We start from the raw sequence: 24,356 nt of genomic DNA on the forward strand, positions 1-24,356 counted from the left end.
CGGCCTTGAACTGCGGGCTGAACCGACGACGCTGCTCGGGCATGGACTCATCCTCTCAACTCGGAGGACATGTCCAGGATCCTTGGTACACCTCACCTCGCTGCGTAGCCAGTCGGGGTTGTCGCCAGCGGTGACCAGCAACTGCCCGGCGACCTTGACCGCGCCTTGGAGCGAGCAGCCGCGGTTGATCGCGGTAACCAGTGGTGTAATCAACGCGTCCAGCTCGGTGGTCTCTGCGGTGGGCTGATGTAACGGCGGTCGAGACTGCGCAGCACGATGATGACGGCGTAGCCGGGTCGAACTGCCGGGCGGCCGCCGCGAGATGGCCACGAGTTCGCGGACCGGGTAGCCGACGCAGCCGGGTTGGACCTGCTCGGGCTCGGTGACGTCAGCGTCTCACTTGCCGCTGGGTGGCGGCGCGGACGGTGACCACTCCGCGGCGGGCGACCCGCAGGTTCCGCAGCACCTCCGCCTATCTGTCAGGGTCCTTCCAGTATGCGGTGCGGGCCGTCGGTGCGGTTTGCGTGTCGCGGTGGGTTTACGCACCATCGGTGACCTCGATGAGCTGCTGTCATGGTGGTATATCCGTCATGTTCCTCGCCTGGGTAGGCGGCATGCACCCAGCCGGGCGAGGATGGACAAGACATGACGGGCCTCTGGCCGGGCTCCTGTGAGGTCAGGATCGCCACATCCGGTGAGTGCACCCCATACCGGCACGGCCAACAGATCCCCAAGGCCCCGATCAGTCAGTCCAAGGGTCAGACCGCGGTACGGGACTCACCCACATCCTGACTGTTAGGCCAGGCCGAGGCGGTGAGCGGCCAGGTCGCGGATCACGGACGGGTCGACGCCCAGCTCACCAAGCAGCTGCGGACCACCCTCGTCCGAGTCGGTCAACAGGGCGTAGATCAGGTGGGCGCTTCCGGCCGGCACCCGGGCGCCGAGGGTGCTCAACTCCCGGGCCCGCTCGGCAATCCGGGCCGCCGCCACGGTCCATGGCGGGTTGTTCCGATCGGTGCGCCAAGCCCGCTTGCGCTGCGGCCCGGTGAACTCTCCGCCGTAGCCCGTCGCGGCCACGGCTAGGCCGGCTTTCTGCCGAGCCAGCCCGAAGTGGCCGAGCAGGATCTCGTTCGCGGCTCCGGAGGGCGCACGAGGATGCAGCTTCCCGGCCCGCATCTCTTCCTCTAGTACGAGCACCGCCATGATCAGATGGGCCGGCACAGTGCGATCGTGTCCGAGCCGCACCGTCTCGGCCACCGCCTCCAGCTCCAGCCAACCGAGCGCCGGCGTGGTTTGGCTGAGCAACCGGCTGGCCGAGGAGATAAGGCGGGCTTTGAACATGCCGGCCGGCGCAGGGCTCGAGACAGCGAGCACCCCGATCTGCCGAAGCGGACCAGCCAAGCCCAACCGGGGCGGTTCCTGGTCGCCCTGGGGCCAAATCCGAGCTGCCACGTCGTCGAGCCGGCCAGGCAGGAAACGATCTTCGGCGATGTTCTGTATGGCGCGATTACCGGGAGTCTCCAGGAGCGCTTCCAGCAAATGGTTGCTCCCTACCAACGGAGCCCGGCGACGCACCGCCAGGAGGGCGGCCACGCGCAGCACCATCGCTGCCTCGGGCTCCCAGCCGGGTGTCCCGGCGAACCGGTCCCTGGCCGGGCCGGGCCAACCAAAGGAGCGCCAGAATGCCTCCCGCATCGCCCGGGCCAGCTCGAGCGTCAGCCCCACCGACAGCTCGGGGTCAGCAGGTACTTCGTGCGGCGGCTCCACCGTCGTGACCGGCGGCGACCGGAGCGGGATCGCCGGGCGTAGTTGCGGATAACGTCCCAACAGCCCGAAGAGTAGGTCGTCGCTGCCGATGCTCGGGCTCTTGAGCCTTGCTGCCTCGTGCCCGGCGCGGCGTAGTACTGAGTAGAGGCCGTCGCTGATCGTGATAGACATGATCACCTCCGTCTTCCCGTGCTACGCCGCGCCGCTCGGGTCGCCGGCCCCTGGCCGGCCGTAGTCAGATCCCGGTCGCCTGGTTGGGGTTGTACTGGGACCGGTGCTGCGGGGTGTGCCGGTGCTTGCCTCGATAAGGCTGGGGCTTGCGGTGCCCGGCGTAGCCGCCGCCAGCGTCCCGATAGCTCTTCTTCGCGTTCCGTGCCCCGTAGTAGGCCCGACTGCTGTACTCCGCAGCTTGCCTCGACCAGTGGTTGCTCGGCAGGAGACCCAACGCCTTGGCGAGCAGGCTTTTCTCGTACGTTTCCAGCGCGCCCTCGCCGGCGCCGTAGATCGCGGCACGCGCCCACGGGGGCAGCAGCCGAGTGGCCAGGCTGGGCGAACCGTGGCTGCGCAACTCCCGGCCGTGCCTGGGTTCGTAACCTGTGGGTTGGTCGGAGTAGCCCTTGCCGCGATGCTTACCTCCGCAGTTGTGCACCAGGACCGGGTCGTCGCCGGCCAGCACATAGTACGTGTGCACGTGCTGCACGGTGAGGTCGTGCATCTGCCGTTCGCCGAGCCGGTTGTCGACCTCGGCGACCACGACCGCTTCACCGTGCGCGGTTCGCAGTCGGTGCCCGACACGCAGGTCAGCCGCCGCCACCCAGGCCTGGTCGGTCTCGTCCCAGAACGGGTGCTGGCCGGTGGTCTCGATGACCTCGGTGTCGCCCTCAACGTCGGTGACCGTCACGTCAGTGAGGTCGTAGTCGGTGTTGACGTAGGTGGCGACGACCAACTCGGCGCTGTCCTCACCGGTCTCCGGGTCGGTGGTAGCCACCGTGTCACCCGGTTCCAGATCGGCGATGGCCCTGCTCTCACCGCCGGGAACCAGCACCCGCGTGTACGGCGGGAACGAGTGCGGCACCTGGCAGGCGTCGTCGATGAAGCCGAGGTTCCCGGCGAACTTGCGGCCGAGTTTGTCCACGCCGACATCGAGGCCAGCGGTAGCGGCGCCGACAGCACCGCCCACCACCATCTCGGTTGCGAGGTCCTTCGGGGAGAACTCCCGCTCCCCCTGGGCAACGTCCACGCCGTATGCGCTGCCGGCTGCGGCTGCACCAGCGGCAGCGCCGGCGAGGATGACGCAGCCCACACCGGTGGCGCAGACGCTGGCCACCGCTGCGGTCACGGCGATGCCGACAGCGACTTCGCAGGCGAACTTGAGGGGGTCCTCCTTGACGGACTGGTAGGTCTCCTTTGCCGCGCTAACCGCGAACTCGCCGACGTTCTGTGAGGCGTTGGCGACGGCGTTGGTGGCCTTGTCGGCGGCGTTGCCGACCGCGCCGGCCGCCTGCTTGAGGAACTTCGGCCATAGCCCGTCGGGGTCGAGCATGGTGGGTGGCGCATTGTTTGCGTACGCGTACCCGTGCATTTGTTGTGGGTCGTTGGTGTCGATGACCGGGTCGACGGAGACAAACCGGCCGGTCGACGGGTCGTACTCCCGAGCGCCGAGGTTGGTCAGGCCGGTCGGGTCGATCGTGCCGCCGACGAAGCCCTTGTCCCCGGCCCAGACCGTCGGCGGGTCACCCCGGACTTCGCCAAAGGGCAGGGTCCGGCGCCGCTGCACGGTCAGATCCGCCGCATTCAGGTTGACCTCGGCGGTGCCGTGGTGGTCGGCTACCACCCAGATGGTGCCGCCCGCCTTGGTACGGACAGCGATCTGCTGGTCGACGTGGCTGTAGTAGCGGGTGCAAGAGGCCGTGCTAGCCCCTGCGGCGACCTTGACCTCCATGCCACCTGGCAGGTAGAGAACAGTGCCGGTGCCGTTGGGATCGCGGCGGATCAGCCGGTTGCCGTCGGCGTCGTATAGGTAGCTGACGGTCTTGCCGGACCTGGTGACCGCGGTGAGTCGGCCCTCGGTGTCCCAGTCCAGCGTCTGCTCGACGCCGGCCAGGTTACGGACGGTGGTGTTCCCGGCGGCGTCGTAGGCGTAGGTGTCCAGGGTGTCCGTGCCGGTGCCGGGCTTGTCGGTGCTGACCTGCCGCAGGGCGTGTGGCCGCGAGCCGGCCGCAACGGCCTGTGCCGGGTACTGGTAGGTGCGGACGGTGTCACCATCGGCGGCGTGCCAGGTTTCCTTGGTGCGGGATCCGGTCAACCCTTCCGCGCCAGCGTATTCGTAGGAGTGCCAGTAGGGGGCCGGCCCGCCTAGGGTGTCGGCGTCGGGGCTGGCTTGGCAGTCTCCTGAAGACGGAGTCCAGGCGTCGGTCAGACGGCGCACGTGGTCGTAGCGGTAACACTGGGTGTCGGCGTTCTGCCCGTACGGGCTGTCGACGATCTTCGTTAGGTTGCCGAAGGCGTCGTAGGTGTAGTCAAACTGGGCCGGAACGGGTTTGTTCTCCGGGGAAACCTTGGTCCGGTCCAGCCGGCCGGTGATGTCGTTGATGGTGTAGTTGATCTGGACGCGTTTACCAAGAGCGCCGAACTGACGCTCGACCAGTTCGCCGATCTTGTTGTAGGTAACCGCGTAAACCAGGATGCCCAGGTTCGAGCTGATCGTCGTCGGGGCACCGACGTCGTTGTAGTTGAACAGCAGTTGCTCGGCGGCGAGGTCGTTGCGGATGCCCGGCAGGATCGTCGAGGCGGTCTGCCCGTCTGGCTTGTAGGCCGTCCGGAAGGTGTAGCTACATGCGTTGGTCGCCGTGGAGGCGCAGAGCGCTCCCTCAGACGACGGAATCGTCACCGTCGTGCCGGTGGCCCGCCCGGCGCTGTCGTACCCCAACACCTCGCTGACGTACTGCTGGCCGTTGTCGTGCCGGACTGACCTGGTGAGCTTGCCAACGCCGTTCGCCAGGGTGTCGTAGACCCATTCGGCGCGGACCGGGCCGATGGCCGAATCCTCCCGCAGGCTGGTCCGGCGGCCCAGTTCATCGTAGGTAGTGACCAGCGAGGTGTTCCGGGCGTCGGTGACCCTGGTGATGTTGCCGGCCGCGTCGTACTCGGTGGCAGTGACGCCTTTGTCTGGGTCCTCGTCCCGGATCTTGTTGCCGCGAAGGTCGTAGGAGTACTTCCAGACGTTGCCAGCTGCGTCGGTGACGGTGGCCAGTTCGCCGGCATCGGTATAGGTGTAGCGGGTGGCGTCGTAGCTGCTGGCAGTGGAAAACTCGCGGAACTCGACAGTCCGGCCACGGCCGTCAACCAGGGTCGCGGTCCGGGTCCCACCGTCCGGTGGCATGACTGTGGTCAGGTCACCCGTGTAGCTGGTGTCGGTGCGCCACTTGATGGTGCCGCCAATACCCTGTTCCTTGAGGATCTCCGATGTGACCCGGCCGGCGCCGTCGTAGCGATACTCGGTCAGCGCTGGCACCACGGGCTGGCCGGTAGTGCCAACCAGATCTGTGGAAACCGGGGCGCCGCTGATGTCGTAGTAGGTATGCGCCTTCCACCAGGTCAGGCCGCGTGAGTCGTAAAAGGTGTCGGTCAGCGCCCGGCCTCCACCCGGCGCCTGGGTCTGGGTCTGCCGTTCCCGCAGCCACCCGTCGAAGAGGGTGACCGAGGTCTTAAACCCGGTCCCGGTGGGCAGCAGCCGCCGGGTTGTCACGGCGGTTGGCTTGCTGTTGCGCACTAGATAGTCGAACTCGATGTTCGGCAGGTCCGTGCCCTTGGTCCGGCCCGGCTGCCAGACCTGCTTGAGTCGGCCCAGCCCGTCATAGGCCAAGTCGGTGATCGCGTCGTTCGCGTCCATGGTCCGGATGGGCAGGTGCCAGGCCGGGGCGAAGGTCGTGGTCACCGACTGCTGCTTCGGGTTGATCACGGTGGTGCTGGTGACCGGACCGGTCAACGTCGGGGTGTAGCTGGTACCGGTGGTGTGGCCGCGGGCATCGGTGGCCGAGGTGGTCCGCCCGTTGGCGTCGTAGCCGGTGATGGAGGTGGTCAACCAGACCGGGGTGCTGCCGGAGAACCGCTCAACCTCCTCGGTCTTGACCGGCAGGCCCCGCACCGGCAGATCGGTGTCCCAGTTGTTGGTCACCTCGTCGTAGGTGGTGCGCGAATCGGCGACCAGGTCGCCGGGCAAGGTGGCGGAGGTGGCGCAACTGACCCCCACGGTCTGGGTCCGCTTGACCCGGTCCAGCATCCAGTTGCTAGCGTTCCGGGCGTACCAGGTCCGAGTGCAGAGATCGTCGGCCGCAATCGTCACGTCGCCCAAGTCGTCGACCTCGTACGGCAGGTTGTCGCTGTTGTACTTCGTCTGGGTTTCGGTCCAGCGGACACCGTCGGGCTCACTGACCGTACGGCTGTAGCTCCGGTTCTTCGCCGTATTGACCATGAAGGCCTTGAGTGAGTTCGCCGAGGCGGTCTGGGCCGGTACGGTGGGCTCGGTGATGCTGCCCGTCACCCATGCCCCGGTCGCACCGTCCAGGGTCGTCTCTTCCAGGGTGAGCCCAGAGTAGGCCTCATGATCCTCGATGGAGCCGCCGAAGGAGTCGTTCACCCAGACGTTGCGGGTGCCAGTAGGCTGCTTGTCTCCGTCCATACCACGCAGGAAGCGGTACTCGCTGATCAATTGTGGGCCGCTGGCAAGTCCCTGGCGGACCTTGACATGCCCGTAGCCGCGGAACTGGCCCCAGGTGCGCTTCTTCTCCTTAACCAACTCGCTGTCTTCGTACCGCCAGGCCGGCGGGTCCAGGTAGTCGTAGTAGGTCTTCTGCGCCTCGGAGGCGCCGGTGTTGTCGGTGACGTCGACAAAGTCGACTACGTACTTGTGGAACCAGTCCAGCGTCGGATCGGTCCCGTCGTTGCTGTAGTACTGCGGCATGCACCGCTTCGTGTTGCTGTGCGGGGTGGGGAGCGCCGAGCGCGTGCACTCGGTCGGCTTGAAGGTGACAACAATCTGCGCACCGGTCTCGGTAGTGATGGTCCGGATCCGCCAACGGAACAGCGCCGTCCGCCCGTCATTTGGCCCGTCAACGCGATTGGCGAACGGGTCCGCTCCCGGGTCGAAGACGATCTCCGGGTCGGAGACCGCGGAGCCACCAGCAGTGGTGACGTGTCCGGTCCGGGTCAGCCCGCGCAAATACATCGGGATGCCCTCGCCGTACGGGTAGCCGGCATCCAGGTACTCGTGCCGCAGTGACCACGACTCGACGTCCGAGTAGCCCCCGCCCCCGGTGTGTATCTGAGCGCGGATCTTCGCTAGCCGCTTCTGGGTGAAAAAGACCGGCGTGTACTTGTCGGTGCACGGGGTGGCGTCGCAGTACAGATCCCATGGGGTGTCTGGCCACGACGGCTTCACCGGCTTGCCGCCACTGTCGTAGCAGGTCGCCCCCGCCTTGCACCGGTCCAACACGTCGAAGACCACCCGGGCTGCGGCGTATGTGACCGAGGAGGCGTCCTTGCGGTTGCCGTACTCTATCCGGGTGAGGTAGCCACCCCGGTCATAGGTAGTCCGCTTGCTCGTATCGGCTTCCCGGCCGTACGCTCCAGCCTCCTTCCCATAGAAGAGCATCATGGTGTTGCCGTTGGCGTCCTCGACATAGTCGAGGTTCCACCGCCACGCCTGCGTCTGCCGCGACCCGGCGAAATCCCCGGACTTGTAGCCTGGCTCGCCCGGGTGGTTGCCATATACCTGGGTAGTCCAGACCGAGTTGGTTTCGGTGCCCGCACTCGCGCCACCGATCCCGTGATGCCGCCCGAAGTAGTACCGAGTGCCATCCATAGTGGTGACGCGCCAGTACTCGCCATCGTTGTCACCGTTGCCAAATCCGGTGTCTTTCAGCAGCTCGATTCGGGACCCGTCGTCGGCGACTCCCTTCCACTTCCCGCCACCGGCATCCACCAACTCGGTGGACTGCCCATTCAGCGACATCGTGGCGTTGTAGCGCCACCAGCACTGATCGCCGGTCTTTTTTTCCTTGTTGTTTGGATCATCGCCACCGACCGCGTCCGTGTCCTCGCTGCACGTCTGGTAAGTCCGCTCGATGAACCCGGGCCACATGTCCCAGCCGTCGCCGATCCAGGAACCCTGCCCATTCGTGCCGCCAGTGCGGCCGTCGATCGCCTGCGAGTTGTAAGACAGCGTTAGCGACGGCTCCGGCCCACCCACCCCGGGCACCATCCGCAACGGATAGGACCATGCGAACGCCCCGGTCTGAGGAGACACCTCCCAGGTGGAGGCGGGCGTCAGGCTCGTCGCCGAGTAGTCCCCGTTGTCTCCGGACGCCTCTGACGAGAGCGCCAGCACCGTGGCACTGCCGTCAGCGGCCAGTGGCGCTTCTGCCGTCACCGTCCCCGATCGGAAGTCCCGAGTGGAGTGCAGAGGGGTGCCGGCCGTGCAACCGGCCGCGGTGGGCGTGGTCAGCGCGCAGTCCGGCAGCATGGTCAGCCGCAGCCGGGAAACCCAGTCTGCGCCGAACGCGGCGGCGACCTCCCGGTAGTCAACGGCCACCTGCGCCCGGGCAGCTCGGCGAACCGCGTCGGCCCGATGCAGTTGCAATAGCAGCCCGTCCACCCCGGCCCGGGCTGCCGTGGCACGGTCGTGCAGCCGTACCCCGACCGTCCGCAGCGGCCCGGCCCCGGCCCGCCCACTGACCTCCGGGTCCGGTTCGGGCACGGCGGCCACCGACACCGGTAGCCCACCGGCCCGGACCCGCGCTGGGGCCGCCGGCAGAGCGCCCGGCGACGTCGGCTGGGCCGTGGTCAACTCGATCGTTGCGCTGCCCGCCGCCGGCCAGGCGACCGTGGCGTCCCCGCGCACTTCTCGGCCAATCGCGGTCCAGGTCGGGCGGGCAGTCCACGGCAACTTGCCGACCGCGATCCCCGGCGCCCGGTCCGGACCCGGCGGATCCCACTTCGGGGCTGCCGAGGCCGCCGGCACGTACGGCACCAACGTCGCCGCCAGCACCACCACCAACAACCAACCGAGCCGCTTCGTCCGCTGGGCCACCACCGCCATCCGCGGGGCACCACGCCATACGGTCCTGCGGCCGTGCCTGGTCAACATCGCTACAGCCCTCCCCGTCACCGGCCCCGGCCGGTGCTCACGACTGCTAGAAGAAGGTCTCGTTGGGCGCTCAGTTCAGCGCAAGTAACTCGATCTCGGTCTGCTCCGGGGTGCGCTGCCACGCCCACACCTCGTCGATGTCGCCGACGAAATGGGCTCCGGCGATCGCCCGGCCGATGGTGAACGCACCGGTGGCGTCCCAGACCGCGGTGAACGATCCGGTCCGAATCTCCGTTCTTCCCGTGTCAACGAAGCCGAACTCGTCCTTGTGATGCACGTAGAGCGTCATGGTTCCGCTAGGACCGTCATAGACCCCAGCCAGATGCACCCACTCACCGGCCACCACTGGCGCGGTGGCACAGACCCGGGTCCCGGCGGCGGCGGTGGAGTCGGATTCGAACATGGTGAAGCAGTAGTTGTTGGTCGAGCCGGCCTGATAGCCCAGCTCGAAGATGCTCTTGTTGGCTCCCTGCTGGGAGACAGCAGTCCGGTAGGCCGTGGTGTCGGTGACCCGGACCCAGGCCGCGACGCCGAAACTGCGCCTCTCCCCGGTCTCTGGATGCGGACCGGTCGCCAGGACCGGGAGGCTCGACCAGGTGTTGATCGAGGCTGTTCCGTCGAACCGAGCCTCGTAGTACCCCTCTGGGTAGTAGGGCGCCACGTATCCCGTGGGCGTGAAGGTCACGCCGTAACCGGTCGAGAGTGGCTGCTGATCAGCGTGATAGACCACCGCCCTGCTGCCGGCCGCGTTCTCGATGCCGATCGTGGCGTTCCTGCCGTCCTCTCTCGGGTCGCCCGCGGCGATGTCCCTGTATGCGAACACAACCGTGCCGTTTTCGTGCAGCTGCACTTGGAACGTAACTCGAGCGGTGCTGGACGCCCAGAACCCGACGTTGCGCCATTCCACGATGAAGGCCCGGTTCGGCGCTGTACCGTGCACCGCCGTACGGATGCTCGAATCCGGCTCGACAATGAGGTCATCCCAGAACGGATAGACCGCCAGGTTCGCCTCGTTCTGCCAGGGGGACGAGGGAATGGTCCAGCCGTACGACATCGAGTAGGGCAACTCGGCGAAGGCGACGATGCCCTTGATGTCCACCCAGGCCTGGCTGTACGAGCCGCCGTAGAACGGGAAAGCGAAGGGCAGCGCGACCTGTTCCACACCCTCGTAGTCCTCGAGCGGCAACACGGCGCCTTCTGCCGGGATGAAGGTCCGCAGACCACTCGTCATCGTGTATTCCGGCTGGTCCGGCTCCGGCGCGAGGCGGCTCTGCGTGTAGACGACCTTGTGGCCACTCGCGTGGTGCGGCACGGCGATCAGGTCTTCGTCGTCCATGGAGCTGCCGTCGAGTTTCCAGTGACCCGCCTCCGGTTCCGGCGAGCAGACCCGGAACTCGTAGCTGGCTTCGCCGTAGCGGCCCGCACCGTCGTAGGCCCGCACCCGCAGCGTACGTGCCAGGTCCTTGAATGGTTTGACGTTGATCGTCGCGGTCTTCGGGCTGGTGCCACCGGCGGCGACAGGGCTGCTGAACGCGCCGCCGTCCAGCGACCAGGTGAACTGCAACACGCTGGTGTCGGCGCTGAGATTGAATGCACCGTTCACGCCAATGCCGCCGCTGCACGATCCGGAGTTGTCGTCGGGGAAGTATAGGGACGAGTTGCTCGGTGTGACCTTTGGTACGGCCGGTGCCGTGGAGTCGGTGGAGAAGTAGAACCAGCCGGTGTAGTCCGAGTAGCTGTTCTGCTCATCCCTAGTTCGGGCCCGCCAGCGATAGCTGCCGTCACCGAGCAGTGGCGTAATCCGCCATTTGGCCGGCTGGGACGGCTTGGTCGGCCCGCTGGCGTAACCGGTCTTGGCTCCGCTGGCCACCACCGCGCCACCTGAGGTCTGCACCTCGAAATACACCGTCAGGATCGTGTTCGGGTCGGGGTCGGTACCGAAAACCGACAGCTCTGGATCCTTGCGGGACACCACGGGGCTGGACGTGCAGTTCAGGTAGCAGTCCGAGATCGCCATGTTGGTCGGCAGGTTCGGCTTACGGTTGTAGGTGACGGTCAGGAAACTCTTGTTGCCAAGAAACCGGGTCCACTGGTAATGATCCGACTCGTTGCTGGCGCGCAGCCCGACGGTGAACCGGCTGGAGTTGCCCGTCGCACCCGCCTGCAGCTTGCCCTTCAGGTAGCCACCGAAGACGTTTTCGTCGTCACCCTCGGGGCAGGACGACTCGTTGGCGCTAAATGTCTTGGTGTCCAATCTGGACATCCAGTCGCCATCGGAGTCGTTGTACCAGGTGTAACTCCCCGGGCTGGACACGTACTGCGTCTGCCAGAGCTGGATACTCGTACCGCTGCAAGATGCCGTGTGGTCGGCGGTCATCGACAGGTCGGCGGTAAGGATGGTGCTGCCCTTGAGTTCGGCCGTGTCGAACTGCATGTGCGCCCGCCACACGTTGGACGTGGTCCAGGCCCGGCCGACCCGCAGCTCCGAATAGTCCCCGTAGAAGGACGTGTTCGGGCTGTCGTCCATCACGTTCGTGTACCACATGGGTGCGGGCTTAGAGAACGCAGGATCGATCATGACCGGAAAGATGGTGTCGGCCGCGGTCAGCATCTGCTGCAGCGGAAGAACGGCCAGTTCGGTCTTGCTGACCTCGACCGGCATCCGCTCCCTCCGGTGCGGCGTCGGCTCTCCATGCTGGGCCGTACGCTCGGCCTCCACCTGGGCCGCCTTCGCAGCGGTCGTCGCACCCCGGGCGATCTCGTTGGCCGGCACGACCGGCTGGGGCGAGTCCCACATGTATGCCCCAGATGACTCGAAGACCAGGGCACCAGCGGTGTCGACAACCTCGACCCGACCACCGGCTCCGGCCCGCAGCGCGACGCCATCGGTTGTGAGGGACAGGGCCACCCGCCGCAGCGCTGGGTTGCTCGCAGCCTGCCGGGTCTTAATCACCAGCAGTTGCCGGTACGAGTCGACCCCAGCATCGATCCGCAGGTCGACCCCGGGCAGCACTTCCGGGTAGATAGCGGTCGGCCCGTTCAGCACCGGCTGCGGCAGTACCCCCAGCGGCCAGGTCAGCGAGTAGCGTCGACCGGGCTTGCCGAACGTCAGCAGCGGTCCGGTACCGCCCCGGGAGAGGGCCAGCGGCTCCAGCACGGCGCGTGCGGCGATAGCGCCGTCGCCTCGGCGGATCAGGGTCGGGTCGACGTCCGCCCAACCCGCGCCCTGCCGCACCCGCTGCGGAACAGGCGAGATCACCGAGGTGAACGAGCCGTCCGGATTCACGTAGGTCAACGATCGCTCTGACCGACGCGAGGTCACCTCCACCCGAACGCCGCAGGCCTGGGCGAGCACCCGAGCATCCGCCTCGACCACGACCTCGGTGCGGCACTCAGGCTTCGGCGGCGCAGCCCCCGCCGGTCCGGTTACCGGTGCCATGACGGCCACCAGGGTGAGCCCCAACAGTTTGGCAAGGCACGACCGACGTAGGTACCGGCGAGACATGAGCGCTCCCCCGCAAAGCGATGTCCAAGAGTGCGCGCACTGTAACTGGGTTCCCACAAATCGAAGGGAGAGGCAAGTGATAGATAAATCTAGATTAATAGATGTCACGGGCTCGCCGAGGGCGCGGAATCCACCCGAGGGCGGGGTCGCGATCAGCAAGGATCACTGTCCGCGACCAGCCTGCGAGGCCGGTCGACATCGACGGCGAACCCCACGGAAATCGTCGACATTTATCGAATCGTTATAAATGACTGCACCGGGACACCCAACCAGCCCTCGATAGTCACATCCGTCGATTTCGATCAATTCCGGCGCGGCCTTCTATATCGGCTATAGTCGATTATTTTTGGTTAACTCGAACAAGAGGGATCATTATCCGGATCAACGTCGGCCGAGCGCCGGGGCATACCCGGCGTCGATGCGCACTGAACCTGCGGTAGAAGGTGTAAGCGGGGCGGCACTCGGGGCTACCGGCTGGCCAGGAGTCGGCCCTCTGCGGTGACACTGGGTGCCAGACGGGCGGCACCGGCGGCACGGGCGCCACTGAGGTCGACCTGCGACGTCGGAGATCGATGGCGCGTGGAGGCGGACGGGATCGTCCGCCGTAGCGCGGGAGCACAGCGCTGGCGTATACCGTCGGGTCAATGGACGCCACCTTTTTCTTCGACCCCGCCTGCCCGTGGACCTGGCGCACGTCCCGGTGGCTCGTCGCCGTCGCCGACGCCCGCGGGCTGCGCCTCGAGTGGCGGGCCTTCAGCCTGGCCATCCTCAACGAGGGGAACGTCGCGCCGCAGTTCGCCGAGGCGATAACCGCCTCCAGCCGGGCGCTGCGGCTGGTGGAGGCGCTGCGCGCCGACGGCCGCCACGACGACGTCGCCCGGTTCTACGCCGAGGTCGGCGCGCGCAGCCACGACGCCGGCAACCCGCTGTCGCCGAAGATCGTGGCCGCGGCCGTCGAGGCGGCGGACCTCCAGGAGGCCGCGCCGGCCCTCGACGACGACCGCTGGGACGACGCGGTACGCGAGTCGCACGCGCTGGCGTACGCCTCCGCCGGCCCGGACGTCGGCTCACCCGTGCTGATGCTGCCCGGCGCCGAACGCGGCGTCCACGGCCCCATCCTGACCGAGGTCCCCACCGACGACGCCCTGACCATCTGGGACTCCCTGCTCCCGCTGATCCGGATGCCCGCCTTCCACGAGCTCAAGCGCGCCCGCCACTGACCCTCCCTCCTCCCGCCTCGCCCGTTGATCATGAGGCTGTTGGGGAAGATTGTCCGCTTCGTCGCCGCTAGCCTCATGATCAACGGGGCTGGTGGAGGCTGGCGTGGAGAGGCGGACTGGTCGGCGGAGCGGGCGTGGCGGGGCGGGTCGGGCGGGGTGGGGCGGGATGATGGGGGCGTGATCGCGAGTTTCAAGGACCTCTGCCTGGACGCCGCCGACCCCCGCGAGACGGGGGGTTTCTGGGCGCGGGTGCTCGACGGCGATCTCGTCGACCTCGGCGACGGGGACACGCGGGTCGACCCCCGGGCCGCCCGGTCCGGCGCCGAGTCGATCTGGGTCAACCGGGTGCCCGAGCCGCGTACGGTCAAGACCCGCGTACACCTGGACCTGCGCCTGGCCGAGGCGGACCCGGCGGCGCTGCTGGCGGCCGGCGCCCGGCTGGTGCGCGAGCCGGACGCGAAGATCGGCTGGTGGGTGCTGGCCGACCCCGACGGCAACCTGTTCTGCGCGTTCCCGCCCCGCGAGGACGCCCGGCCCGGGCCGTTCGAGCTGGTCGTCGACGCGGCCGACCCGGCTGCTCAGGCCGCCTGGTGGGCCGGGGTGACGGGCGGCAAGGTCGAGGCCGGCGACGCGGGCGCGGCCTCGGTCGTGGGCGCCGCCGGCTTCCCGTGGGACTGGTGGGTCTTCGACCCCGTGCCGGAGCGCAAGACGGTCAAGAACCGGATGCACTGGGACGTCGACCTGACCGACCCGGAGCCGACCGCGCTGCTCCGGGCCGGCGCGACGCTGCTGCGCGAGCCCGACGACGCGGTCCGCTGGTGGGTCCTGGCCGACCCCGAGGACAACGAGTCTGCGCCTTCGCGCCGCGTCCCACCCCGTGAGCGTGGAGCTACCGAGCGGCCGGCCGGTCGACTAACGTTTCCGTAGCTCCGCAGCCAGCGCGTTCGCCGCCGACGTCGACACGCCTCCGGCCGACCCCATCCTGTCCGATCGGTTGGTTCTCGCGGGAACTCCCCTGCACCGCTCCACCGGTTGGGCAGGATCGTCCCCAACGAGGAGGTGCCGTCGTGCAGGACACCCGCGCTCTCGCCCTGACGTTCGAGGTGAGCGGCCTGCCACCGGTCAAGACCGAGGCGCTGTCCATCTTCGCCGCCGGGCACCGGCAGGCGACGAGGGTCCGCGCCCTGCTCCTGGCGGCCTGCGAGGCGGCCCAGCGCACCGGCTGGACCCCGCTGTCGGGGCCGGTCGAGGTGGACCTCGTGCTGCGCTGCCCGCCGGGGCACCGCACCTCCGACGCCAGCACCCTGCTCGGCGGGGTGTGCGCGGTGCTCCAGGACAAGAAGCGGGTGGCCAGCATCGGCCTGGCGCACCTCGGCGTCCTCGTGGACGTCGCCCTCTACGAGGACGACCGGCAGATCCGCCGGCTGTCGTACGTGGAGGAACCGGCCGATGACTTCTCGTACCAGGTGCGGGTCGCCGCCGCACCGAACGTGGTTTGACCGACGGCCGTGGTGGGGTACCGCGGACGCCGACGAAAGGAGCGCCGATGTCGGAGCCACATGTCACGCTGGACCCTCGCGGGCTCGATCCCGTGCAGCAGAAGCTGCGCGGCCCGCTGGAGGACCAGCTGACGTCGGCGCTGCAGGCCGCGACGGAACGGGTCCGGGCCAGCTACGCCGGTGAGCCGGTCGAGCAGGTCTGCCAACGGCTGCTCGACGAGACGCGCGGCGGCCTGCACCCCGACATCGCGGCCGGCTTCCAGCCGGACATGGACGAGTTCTGCCGGGTGGCGGTGGCGATCGTCCGCGGCGAGGTCTCCTAAGGTCGACAGGCCCGTCGGTGCGCTGCCCGGCGAGCGTCAGGCCGTCGACACGGCCCGCCCGCCGAGGTGTGGGGTCACCGGTCTCGGGGTCGTCTCCAGCGATCTCACGACAGTCGTCGATCGGTCAGGCGACGAGTGGGTCCACCCGCCGCACCGTCAGCGGGGCAGCCGGCGTCGGCTCGTCGGACAGCAGGCCTGCGATGGCGCGGATGGAGGCATCGAAGTGTTCGCGTCGGCCGTGGTAGCGGGACAGGATCCGCCAGTTCTTGAGGTGCCCGATGACATGCTCGACCCGAATGCGCTGCGACGAGTGCCGTTAACGAGCCGCGTCGTGCGGCGATGCCCCTCGGCGGCAGCGACCCCTGCCCTTTCCGCGGCTTGGGCCTTGGGGTGATCACCGCGCCGGCGGTATCCGCACCGAGTCCTTGGTAGCCAGCGTCGGCAAGGACCTGAACCCCGATCGGCGCCTGAAGGAGGAGCAGGTCGACGAGGCCCGCAGTCTGCGCCTGGGTGAGGTCGTGCATCGAGCCCAGCCGGGTCTCGCCGCAGAACAACAGCCGACCGGCCGGATCGCAATTCACCAGGGCTTCATCGTGTTCAGCCGGGCCTTGCCAGACACAAGCCGGTCCCGGCCCGCCCTGCCCTCGACCGGTCGGCGGACCCGCACCTCGGTGGCGTCCATCAGAGCGCGTGGCTGGTGACCCAGGTACGCCACCACGTCCGCGAACGTGCGAAGCCGCGCGCCGTCGTGCACCCGGCAGCCACGCTCGGCCAGCAGCGGCCGCACCTCGGCGACACTGCGGGTGATCGTCGAGCGATGGACTCCGAACCAGGCGGCCACCACGTCATGGGTGACCCAGGGCCCCGGCAAAGTCGTGACGGTGTCTGCCTTGTGGGGCTTGGAGTAGAAGCGCCGCTGTTGGTGGCAGCAAGACGGGCATGACCGGCTCAGAAGATCATCAAGGTTCTCTACGCCATGCTGATCGCCCGAAGTGAGTCATGCCCACACTGCCATCATCGCTGATCTCGTCCTTGTCCTGCGCACCGGCTCTGAGCGTTGTCGAAACCGCCGGTGGGCTGCCCGAAGCGCTTGCCGGTCTGCCTGATCCACGGGCCCGGCGAGGTGTCCGGCACCGGCTGACGGTCGTGGTCACCGCAGCTGTGTTCCGTGACAGCACCGCTTCCAACCTCCCAAGCCGGGCAGTCGCGCAGCGGCGGGATTGCCGAGGTGACGCCCAGCTGGCCGTTCAGGACGTTCCCGGCGCCTGAACATCTCGGCCTGTTCGTTGAATCCAGGTCAACGATCCTAGTTCGATCTTGGCTTGATGGATGCTGCCGGCCGCCGAAGACTGGAGGTCATCACCGCTTCGACTCCTACCGATGGGAACCCACGCATGAACATCGAAAGCACCGTCGAGCCGGTCGCGCCGGCGGGCGCGCGGCCCCGAACCACCAGTACTCGAACTCGTCCAACGATGCTGATGGGCTGCGGTATCGCCGCGGGCCCGCTGTTCCTGGCGGCGGGCGTGATCCAGGGCCTGACCCGCGAGGGCTTCGACTTCACCCGCAACGCCATCAGCCAGCTCAGCCTCGGAGATCTGGGCTGGATCCAGGTGATGAATTTCGTCGTCTGCGGAATGCTGATCATCGCTGGCGCGGTCGGCCTGCGGCGGGCGCTGCAGGACGGGCCAGGCACCACCTGGGCACCCCCACTGGTCACCGTGTTCGGCGCCTCATTCCTGGTCAGCGCGGTGTTCGCCGCCGACCCCGGTGCCGGCTTCCCCGTCGGCACCTCCGACGGCCCGACCACCTCTCTCAGCACCCACGGCGCCGTCCACATGGCCGGCGGCATGATCGGCTACCTGGCGTTGTGCGCGGCGTTCATCGTGCTCGCGCGTCGCTTCTCCGCCCAGGGCCGGCGTGGCTGGGCGCTGGCTTCTCGCATCGTTCCGGTGGTCGTCGTCGCCGGTTTCGTCGGTTCGGCGGCAAGCGTCCTGCTCTTCTTCACGGGAGCGGCCCTGGGTCTTGTGTGGCTCTCCGCGACGATCGCCAGGCTCGCCACGACGACGTCGAGCAGACGGTGATCGACCGACGCTTCGACCGTTGAGCGGGCGAGCCCTACCTCAGGCCCAGCCACCGCTTCACCAGTCCCGCTGACCGTGTGGATGGCTCGGCGTTTCCGGGCTACTGCATCCTCCAAGCCCGCTCGCTGCTCTCGGGATGCCCCGGAGTCTCACCACATATCGGATGGCCGGCCGCGGGCACGTGACAGGGCTCGGTCAACCGACCCGGTAGGCCCTGATGGTCGTCTGTTGCACCGTGTTGCCGTCCACGTCCGTGGTGCTCGCGCGGAGAGACACGTAGCCGGCCTGTCCGTATGGCACCTGTGCCCGCCAGCTGTTCCCGTCTCTGGTGACCGTCACCTGACGCCAGGTCCAGCCGTCGTCGTAGGAGGCGGCGACGGTAAGGGAGGTGACTATGGGTGACCCATGACGTAGATGCACCAGCGTGGCCAACAGTCGATCCCTGAACGCAGACCAGTGTTTCGCCCCAGCGCCAATCCCACGCCGACGCGCCCGCGGCAAGCCGATCACGATGCCGGGCCTGCCAGCGCGGCGCCAGCTCCACAACCAGAGCCTCGATCACCAGCCGGGACGGCCCCATGTACGAGGTCGTTAGGCGTAGGACCTTTATGATCACTGATGCCTGTGCCCGTCTCCCACTCGCCCGCCCCCGACTTATTTGCGCGACCTCTTACTGGATCACCTCACAGACGGCAACCCAACCTCGACAACCTCTTGCTCCTTGCCAGTCGAGTGCACCACCGCCGCGCGCTGGCCGTCAATCGCCACCGCTATAGCGCCATAAGAGCCAGAGGAAACCAGGGATGCTTGTCCATCACTGACCGTCACCTGCCATAGGCCCCTCTTGCCATTCACGACACCAGACACTAGAACGGAACCCCTCTGCACCACGGCAACCTGATCATAAGGATCAATAAATTCTGGGCCAATTTCCCGTAGGTGCTCAGACTCAGGCTGATAGACCAGCAAGCTCCACCGAGGCCCGGATGGATCACCGAGTGAGGTCTCAGCCTCGTCAGATGCAAGGAAATACAGCTCGTTCACATTTCCAACGGCGACGAAGCCCGCCCTACCCCGGGCGGCGCAGCTCGAGCCCTCAAGAGCGTCTCGACCCAGATCCCAGGTCACGACATTTGCCGGCCGGTACCTAGGAAAAGGCAGTGCCTTTCCGTCGACAAACCGAGCGATGCTCCTGCAGCGACCCGTCAGGACTTCCAGCCAACCGGTCTCAAAATCGGCATTCCAGGTGATTAGCCGATCTGGGCCACCGAGTGTAGCCAGCTCAATAAGCTTTCCATCCTCGATCGCCACAGACACCCTTTCGTCCCTCGAATACGTACCACCTCCTTCGCATGTCACGACGGCACCAAGCCTCCCGTCCGGGAGTATGGACAAGTCAACGAAGGCTGGCTGAGGGCAGAAACCGACTGGCGCAAGAGCCACTTCTCGTGGCATTTCCGTCTCAGAGGTGAACTCGACGAGCTTAGGCTCATCTTCGCTTGCAGTGCGATGAAGACCGAAGATAGTGCCGTCAGCTCGCCAAGCAATGTCCTCCACATTGCCGCCGACAGGCTTCCCCAGCCGCTTCCAGGGGGACTCGACCTCCGGGCTGCAGGCCGCCGCAGAAAGGAGGGAGGAGGCAGCAACGGCGGTCAAGCAGCATCGCACAAACCGATTGACACCAACGAACGCCATTGCTGCCTCACACCTTCCTAATTAACTGCCGTCAGAAGCAGAGCCCGACAGAGTTCGAGGCAAGGGCACTACTTACACCGTCTATCGTCCGGCTACTGCGGCGACCGACTCCAGTGGATCACCGAGGCGGGCCCGAACGGTGGCGACAACCGGAGATCCGCCGGACCGTCACCGGCCACCAGCCGTGCCGGCCACTGGGCCGACACGGCTGGAGGATCCTCAGGTTCGGGTCGACGGCGAGCGTCAGTAACGGTCGAGGTTCGCGTACGGGCTAATCACGATGCGCGGCGACAGCGCCGGGTTAATCCACCGCAGGACGGCCACCAGGTTGGTGTGCGACAGGCTGACGCAGCCGGCGGTGGGGTTACCGCCGCTGGTGCTGAACTCGTGCAGGAAGATGCCGCTGCCCGCGTACGGGACAGGCTTCGCCACGTTCGGCGGCATGTTGTACGTGATCACCGCGAAGTGCGTGTACGCGGGCGTCTCCTGCCACAGCGCCTCGCTGTAGCCGCCGGGGTTGGTGGCGCTGTGCTGGAAGGTGTTGTAGAGCGACGACTCCGGGTTCTCGTTCCACCAGTCGCCGCTGACGAGGCGGTGGTACGGGTAGCGCACGCCCGGGTTGGCCCCGATGCCGTACATGGTCGGGCCGATCGAGTAGACCCCGGTCGGGGTGGTGGGCACCCCTTCCACGTGATTGTCGCTGAAACCCTTCGACCCGATCCGGGCGGGCAGCGCGCCCGACACCCGCCGCCAGTGGCCCAGCACCTTGGCGTACGTCTCGAGGGTCGCGTAGGTGGTGGTGTAGCTGGCGCCGCCGACGACGATGACCTGCTGGCACTCCACCGGCAGCGTCCGCAGCTTGGCGGCACGGTTGTTCGGGTCGACCCACATGCGCCGGTCACTCGGATAGCGGGCCACGGTGGTCGTGGTGCTCCAGGCGTCCCGGGTTCCCGGGGCCACGGGGGCCGCGGAGGCGCGGGCCGCGGGGGCGACGACGGCGGACGCCGCCGCGCCGGCGGCGGCAATTAGGAGGTTTCTCCGATTCATGCCGGATATCCTGGCAGCCGGCACACGTTCCCGTGGTCCCTTGGCATCACGGTTCCCGACCCTTGATGTCGAGCCGGGGTGGAAGGGGCGTGTCCGCTGGGGCGGGTCAGGACCGGGTCCGCAACTCCCCGATCCTGACCCCCAGCCGTCCGGCGTGGTAGCGGACATCACCGAATGAGCGCGCGGGCGTGGCACGCCGCCCACGCCGGGCTCACCACGGCGAGCCTGCCGCCTGCACTCAGCTCCACGGTGCCCAACTACCGGACTTCGGCGCGCCCCCGACTCACCCCGACGAGCCGTGAGCGCCGGCTCAGGTTAGGCGCGCGTCCGCGGGCCGGACAAGGACGAACCGGGTCCGAGCGAGCGTGATTGATGTCAAGGTGAAAAAGCGGCATGTCGACGTAACGCGGCCCCGCGGGCCAGCGCTGTTCCCCGTCGAGGCGACCACCGTGCCGCGGCCCTCGCGCGGCCGCCCACGACCAGCGTACGGCTCAGAAGTGGAGCAGCAGTTCGGGGAACGCGGACAGCCGCAGCACGCCCCGGTCGGCCGGGTCCAGCTCGGCGTGCTCCAGCACCCAGGTGTTGTCGTTGGGGATGAGCACGGCGTTCATGCCGGCGGCGCGGGCGGGCAGGATGTCGGACTTCGGGGAGTTGCCGATCATCCAGGCGACGGCCGGGTCGATGTCGTGCTCCCGGGTCAGCCACCGGTAGGTGTCGACGTCCTTCTCCGGCACGATGTGGGCGGCCCGGAAGTGGTGCAGCAGCCCGGAGGCGTCGAGCTTGCGCTGCTGATCCTCGGGCTCGCCCTTGGTCAGCAGCAACAGCTCGTGCCGGCCGGCCAGGTCGTCCAGCGCCTCGGCCACCCCCGGCATCAGCTCCACCCGGTGATCGGCCAGCGCCGCCGCCAAGCCCTCGATCTCGCGCCGCTCGGCCTCCGTGGCGGGTCGCTGGCGCAGCCGCTCCAGGCACTCGGCCAGGCTGCGCAGGAAGACCTTGCTGCCGTAGCCGTGCGCGACCGTGTTGGCCCGCTCGATGTCGTCCAGGATGGCGCGGGTCTCGGCGCGGTCGAGGGTGGGGTGGTCCAGCCACTCCAGGAAGTCGTCGATGACCCGCTCGAACAGGATGTTGTTCTCCCAGAGCGTGTCGTCGGCGTCGAAGACGAGCACCTGCCCGCCGCGCCGGCGTGTCGTGTCTGCCATGGCTTCCTCCCGTTGACGGCCGGCGCCACGGTACTGCCCTCCGCCGGCCCGGTCATCCGGGTTCCGCCCGCCCCGATGCCCGTCGCCCGACCGGCGGGCGAGAGCGGGTGACGGGGGAAGGCCCGGCGGGTGTCGGTCAGCGGCGCAGGGTGAGGATCAGGTCGGCGACCAGCGCCGTCCAGCCGGTCTGGTGCCAGGCGCCCAGGCCCGCCCCGTTGTCGCCGTGGAAGTACTCGGGGAAGCAGATCAGGTCCCGCCAGTCCGGGTGGGTCTGGAAGAGCTGGGCGGCGCCGTAGATCGGTCGCCGGCCCCAGCCGTCGCGGGTGAACAGCGAGATCAGCCGCGCGGAAAGGTCGTCGGCGATCTCGTCGAGCGTCCGCTTCACCCCCGAGCGCGTCGGGTACTCCACCTGGAGGTCGTCGCCGAAGAACGCGGCGTAGTCGCGCAGCGCGCTGATCAGCAGGAAGTTCGTCGGCATCCAGATCGGGCCGCGCCAGTTGGAGTTGCCGCCGAACAGGCCGCTGGTCGACTCGGCCGGCTCGTAGCCGACGCTGAACTCCTGCCCGCCGAGGGTCACCGAGAACGGCTTGTCCAGGTGGGCCCGGGAAAGCGTCCGCAGGCCGTACTCGGAGAGGAACTCGTCGGGGTCGAGCATCCGGGCCAGCAGCGGGACGATCTGCTCCGGGCCGACCATGGACAGCAGCCGGTGCTGGCGGCCGTCCGGCCCGAGCCGCCGCGCGCCGATCACGTCGGCGTACTCGGGGCGGTTGGTGAGGAACCAGCGCAGCCGGGCGCCCAGTTCGGGCAGCCGGTGCAGGGTGCGCGCGGTGAGCCGGGTCGTCGCCGCGAGCGGCAGCAGCCCCACCACCGAGCGGACCTTCAGCGGCACCTTCGTGCCGTCGGCGAGCCGCAGCACGTCGTAGAAGAACGCGTCCTCGTCGTCCCACAGGCCCTGCTCGTACGCGGCGGCCGCGATGTAGGCGAAGTGCTCGAAGAACTTGGTGGCGGTGTCGACCCAGGTGCGGTCGTGCTCGGCCAGCACGATCGCGATGTCGAGCAGGTTGAGGGCGTACATGGCCATCCAGCCGGTGCCGTCGGACTGCTCCAGCACCCCCGCCACGGGCAGCGCCGCCGAACGGTCGAACGGGCCGACGTTGTCCAGCCCGAGGAAGCCGCCCTCGAAGACGTTGTTGCCGCCGGTGTCCTTGCGGTTGACCCACCAGGTGAAGTTGAGCAGCAGCTTGTGCATCGCCCGGGCCAGGAAGTCGTGGTCCCGGCTGCCGTCGATCTCGAACACCTTGAGCGCCGCCCAGGCGTGCACCGGCGGGTTCACGTCGCCGAACGCCCACTCGTACGCCGGGATCTGCCCGTTGGGGTGCAGGTACCACTCGCGGAGCAGGAGCAGCAGCTGCTCCTTGGCGAAGCCGGGGTCGACCCGGGCGATGCTGACGCAGTGGAAGGCCAGGTCCCAGGCCGCGTACCAGGGGTACTCCCACGGGTCCGGCATGGAGATCACGTCGAAGCTGCTCATGTGCCACCAGGCGCTGTTGCGCCCGTGCCGGCGTCCGGGCGGCGGCGCTGACCCCGGATCGCCCTCCAGCCAGCGCTTGACGTCGAAGTGGTAGAACTGCTTGCCCCACATCAGCCCGGCGATCGCCTGCCGGGCGACCAGGGCCTCGTCGGGGGTCGCCGCGGCCGGGATCACGCCGGCGAAGAACCGGTTCGCCTCCGCCCGCCGGGCCCAGACCACCGCGTCGAAGCCGTCGCCGAGGTCCGCCGGCGGGGGCGGGGTGCCGCCCGGCGGTGGGGCGGTACGGGTCAGCCGCAGCCGGATCCGCCGCTGCGCGCCGGCCGGCACGTCCAGCACGTAGTGCAACGCGCCCTTGGTGCCCTCCCGGGCCGGGTTGACCGTCGCGGCCCCGTCGACGACGTGGTCGTTGATGCCGTCCTTCGGGTAGCGGGACCGGCTGCGCAGTCCCCAGAGCCGCTCGGCGTTGCTGTCGTTGTCGCAGAGCAGCGGCGTGGGCTCGCCGTCGCCCTCCAGCAGCAGCTGGCCGAGCACCCGGTGCTCCCCCACCAGCCGCGACCCCTCGCCGACCAGCCGAGGCACCCGGTCGCAGCCGGGCAGCCCCCACGCCCAGGTGTTGCGGAACCAGAGGGTGGGCAGCACGTGCAGGGTGGCCGCCCGGTCGCCCCGGTTGGCGACCGTGACGACGACGCACATGTCCGTCGGGGTCGCCTTGGCGTAGTCGACGGTCACCGCCCAGTACCGGTCGTCGTCGAAGATGCCGGTGTCGACCAGCTCGTACTCGGTGTCGTCCCGGCTGCGCAGGGCGTTGACCGCGACCAGCTCGTCGTACGGGAAGGCGGCCTGCGGGTAGTGGTACCGCCAGCGCATCCACGAGTGGGTGGGCGTGGAGTCCTCGTACCACCAGTACTCCTTGGCGTCCTCCCCGTGGTTGCCGCCGTCGCCGCCGAGGCCGAACATCCGCTCCTTGAGGATCGGGTCCTCGCCGTTCCACAGGGCGAGGGCGAAGCAGAAGGTCTGCCGGTCGTCGCAGACGCCGGCCATCCCGTCCTCGCTCCACCGGTAGGCTCGGGACCGCGCGTGGTCGTGCGGGAAGTAGTCCCAGGCCGTACCGTGCTCGCTGTAGTCCTCCCGCACCGTCCCCCACGCCCGCTCGGACAGATAGGGACCCCATGCGCGCCAGTCCTGCTCCCCGGCGTCGGCCTGAGCCAGCCGGAGCCGTTCGGGGTCGGGCGCGCGGTCGTCGGGGGGCGGCACGTCGGTGATCACTCGGACATCTTCGACGCCGCCGGAGGACTTCACCACACGGGCCATTCTCGTCGTGCTCCGTCGCACGCCGCCG

General features: G+C 68.2%; 14 protein-coding genes. 5 read left to right on the forward strand and 9 right to left on the reverse strand.

The genetic code is table 11. From position 1 onward, the window contains the following. Nucleotides 1-795 precede the first annotated feature (795 nt). From ACGF5C_RS31235 to ACGF5C_RS31245, 3 genes are all read right to left on the reverse strand, one after another. Nucleotides 796-1,938: a Clp protease N-terminal domain-containing protein gene (locus ACGF5C_RS31235; RefSeq protein WP_393307441.1), complete on the reverse strand. Its 1,143-nt coding sequence runs from the start codon at nt 1,936-1,938 to the stop codon at nt 796-798. Nucleotides 1,939-2,002: 64 nt separating this feature from the next. Next, nucleotides 2,003-8,821, reverse strand: coding sequence for a polymorphic toxin-type HINT domain-containing protein (locus ACGF5C_RS31240; protein WP_393307502.1), 6,819 nt, complete (start codon nt 8,819-8,821; stop codon nt 2,003-2,005). Nucleotides 8,822-8,984: 163 nt separating this feature from the next. Next, nucleotides 8,985-12,353, reverse strand: a complete 3,369-nt coding sequence (locus tag ACGF5C_RS31245) for a LamG domain-containing protein (RefSeq protein ID WP_393307443.1) — start codon at nt 12,351-12,353, stop codon at nt 8,985-8,987. 710 nt (nt 12,354-13,063) lie between these two features. Between ACGF5C_RS31245 and ACGF5C_RS31250 the strand changes: the two genes are divergently transcribed. The 4 genes from ACGF5C_RS31250 to ACGF5C_RS31265 all read left to right on the forward strand — a co-directional run bounded on the left by ACGF5C_RS31250 (nt 13,064) and on the right by ACGF5C_RS31265 (nt 15,461). Beyond that, nucleotides 13,064-13,639 carry a DsbA family protein gene (locus ACGF5C_RS31250; protein WP_393307445.1) on the forward strand — a complete coding sequence of 192 codons (576 nt, stop codon included), beginning with the start codon at nt 13,064-13,066 and terminating at the stop codon, nt 13,637-13,639. A 177-nt stretch (nt 13,640-13,816) separates the two neighbouring features. Continuing rightward, nucleotides 13,817-14,566 (forward strand): VOC family protein, encoded by a 750-nt coding sequence (locus tag ACGF5C_RS31255; RefSeq protein ID WP_393307447.1) that lies wholly within the window; start codon nt 13,817-13,819, stop codon nt 14,564-14,566. Nucleotides 14,567-14,706: 140 nt separating this feature from the next. Next, nucleotides 14,707-15,138 (forward strand): hypothetical protein, encoded by a 432-nt coding sequence (locus tag ACGF5C_RS31260; RefSeq protein WP_393307449.1) that lies wholly within the window; start codon nt 14,707-14,709, stop codon nt 15,136-15,138. Between the two features lie 47 nt (nt 15,139-15,185). Next, nucleotides 15,186-15,461, forward strand: a complete 276-nt coding sequence (locus tag ACGF5C_RS31265) for a hypothetical protein (protein WP_350684079.1) — start codon at nt 15,186-15,188, stop codon at nt 15,459-15,461. Nucleotides 15,462-16,038: 577 nt separating this feature from the next. Here the strand turns inward: ACGF5C_RS31265 and ACGF5C_RS31270 are convergent. Continuing rightward, on the reverse strand, nt 16,039-16,332 hold the full coding sequence (locus ACGF5C_RS31270) for a transposase family protein (RefSeq protein ID WP_393307451.1): 294 nt from the start codon (nt 16,330-16,332) through the stop codon (nt 16,039-16,041). Nucleotides 16,333-16,855: 523 nt separating this feature from the next. On the opposite strand from ACGF5C_RS31270, the gene ACGF5C_RS31275 reads away from it, so the two are divergent. After that, nucleotides 16,856-17,545 (forward strand): DUF998 domain-containing protein, encoded by a 690-nt coding sequence (locus ACGF5C_RS31275; RefSeq protein WP_393307453.1) that lies wholly within the window; start codon nt 16,856-16,858, stop codon nt 17,543-17,545. Nucleotides 17,546-17,740: 195 nt separating this feature from the next. On the opposite strand, the gene ACGF5C_RS31280 is transcribed toward ACGF5C_RS31275, so the two are convergent. The 5 genes from ACGF5C_RS31280 to ACGF5C_RS31300 form a co-directional block, all read right to left on the reverse strand. Next, nucleotides 17,741-17,977 carry a hypothetical protein gene (locus tag ACGF5C_RS31280; RefSeq protein WP_393307455.1) on the reverse strand — a complete coding sequence of 79 codons (237 nt, stop codon included), beginning with the start codon at nt 17,975-17,977 and terminating at the stop codon, nt 17,741-17,743. A 246-nt stretch (nt 17,978-18,223) separates the two neighbouring features. Further along, nucleotides 18,224-19,240, reverse strand: coding sequence for a hypothetical protein (locus ACGF5C_RS31285; RefSeq protein WP_393307457.1), 1,017 nt, complete (start codon nt 19,238-19,240; stop codon nt 18,224-18,226). Between the two features lie 243 nt (nt 19,241-19,483). Continuing rightward, complete coding sequence (locus ACGF5C_RS31290) at nt 19,484-20,287, reverse strand: L,D-transpeptidase (RefSeq protein WP_393307459.1); 804 nt, start codon at nt 20,285-20,287, stop codon at nt 19,484-19,486. Between the two features lie 491 nt (nt 20,288-20,778). Then, nucleotides 20,779-21,486: an HAD family hydrolase gene (locus ACGF5C_RS31295; RefSeq protein WP_393307461.1), complete on the reverse strand. Its 708-nt coding sequence runs from the start codon at nt 21,484-21,486 to the stop codon at nt 20,779-20,781. Between the two features lie 136 nt (nt 21,487-21,622). Then, nucleotides 21,623-24,328, reverse strand: a complete 2,706-nt coding sequence (locus ACGF5C_RS31300; protein ID WP_393307463.1) for a glucosidase — start codon at nt 24,326-24,328, stop codon at nt 21,623-21,625. Between the last annotated feature and the right edge of the window lie 28 nt (nt 24,329-24,356).

Source organism: Micromonospora sp. NPDC047620, assembly GCF_043205005.1.
In the GTDB taxonomy this organism is placed as follows: domain Bacteria; phylum Actinomycetota; class Actinomycetes; order Mycobacteriales; family Micromonosporaceae; genus Micromonospora.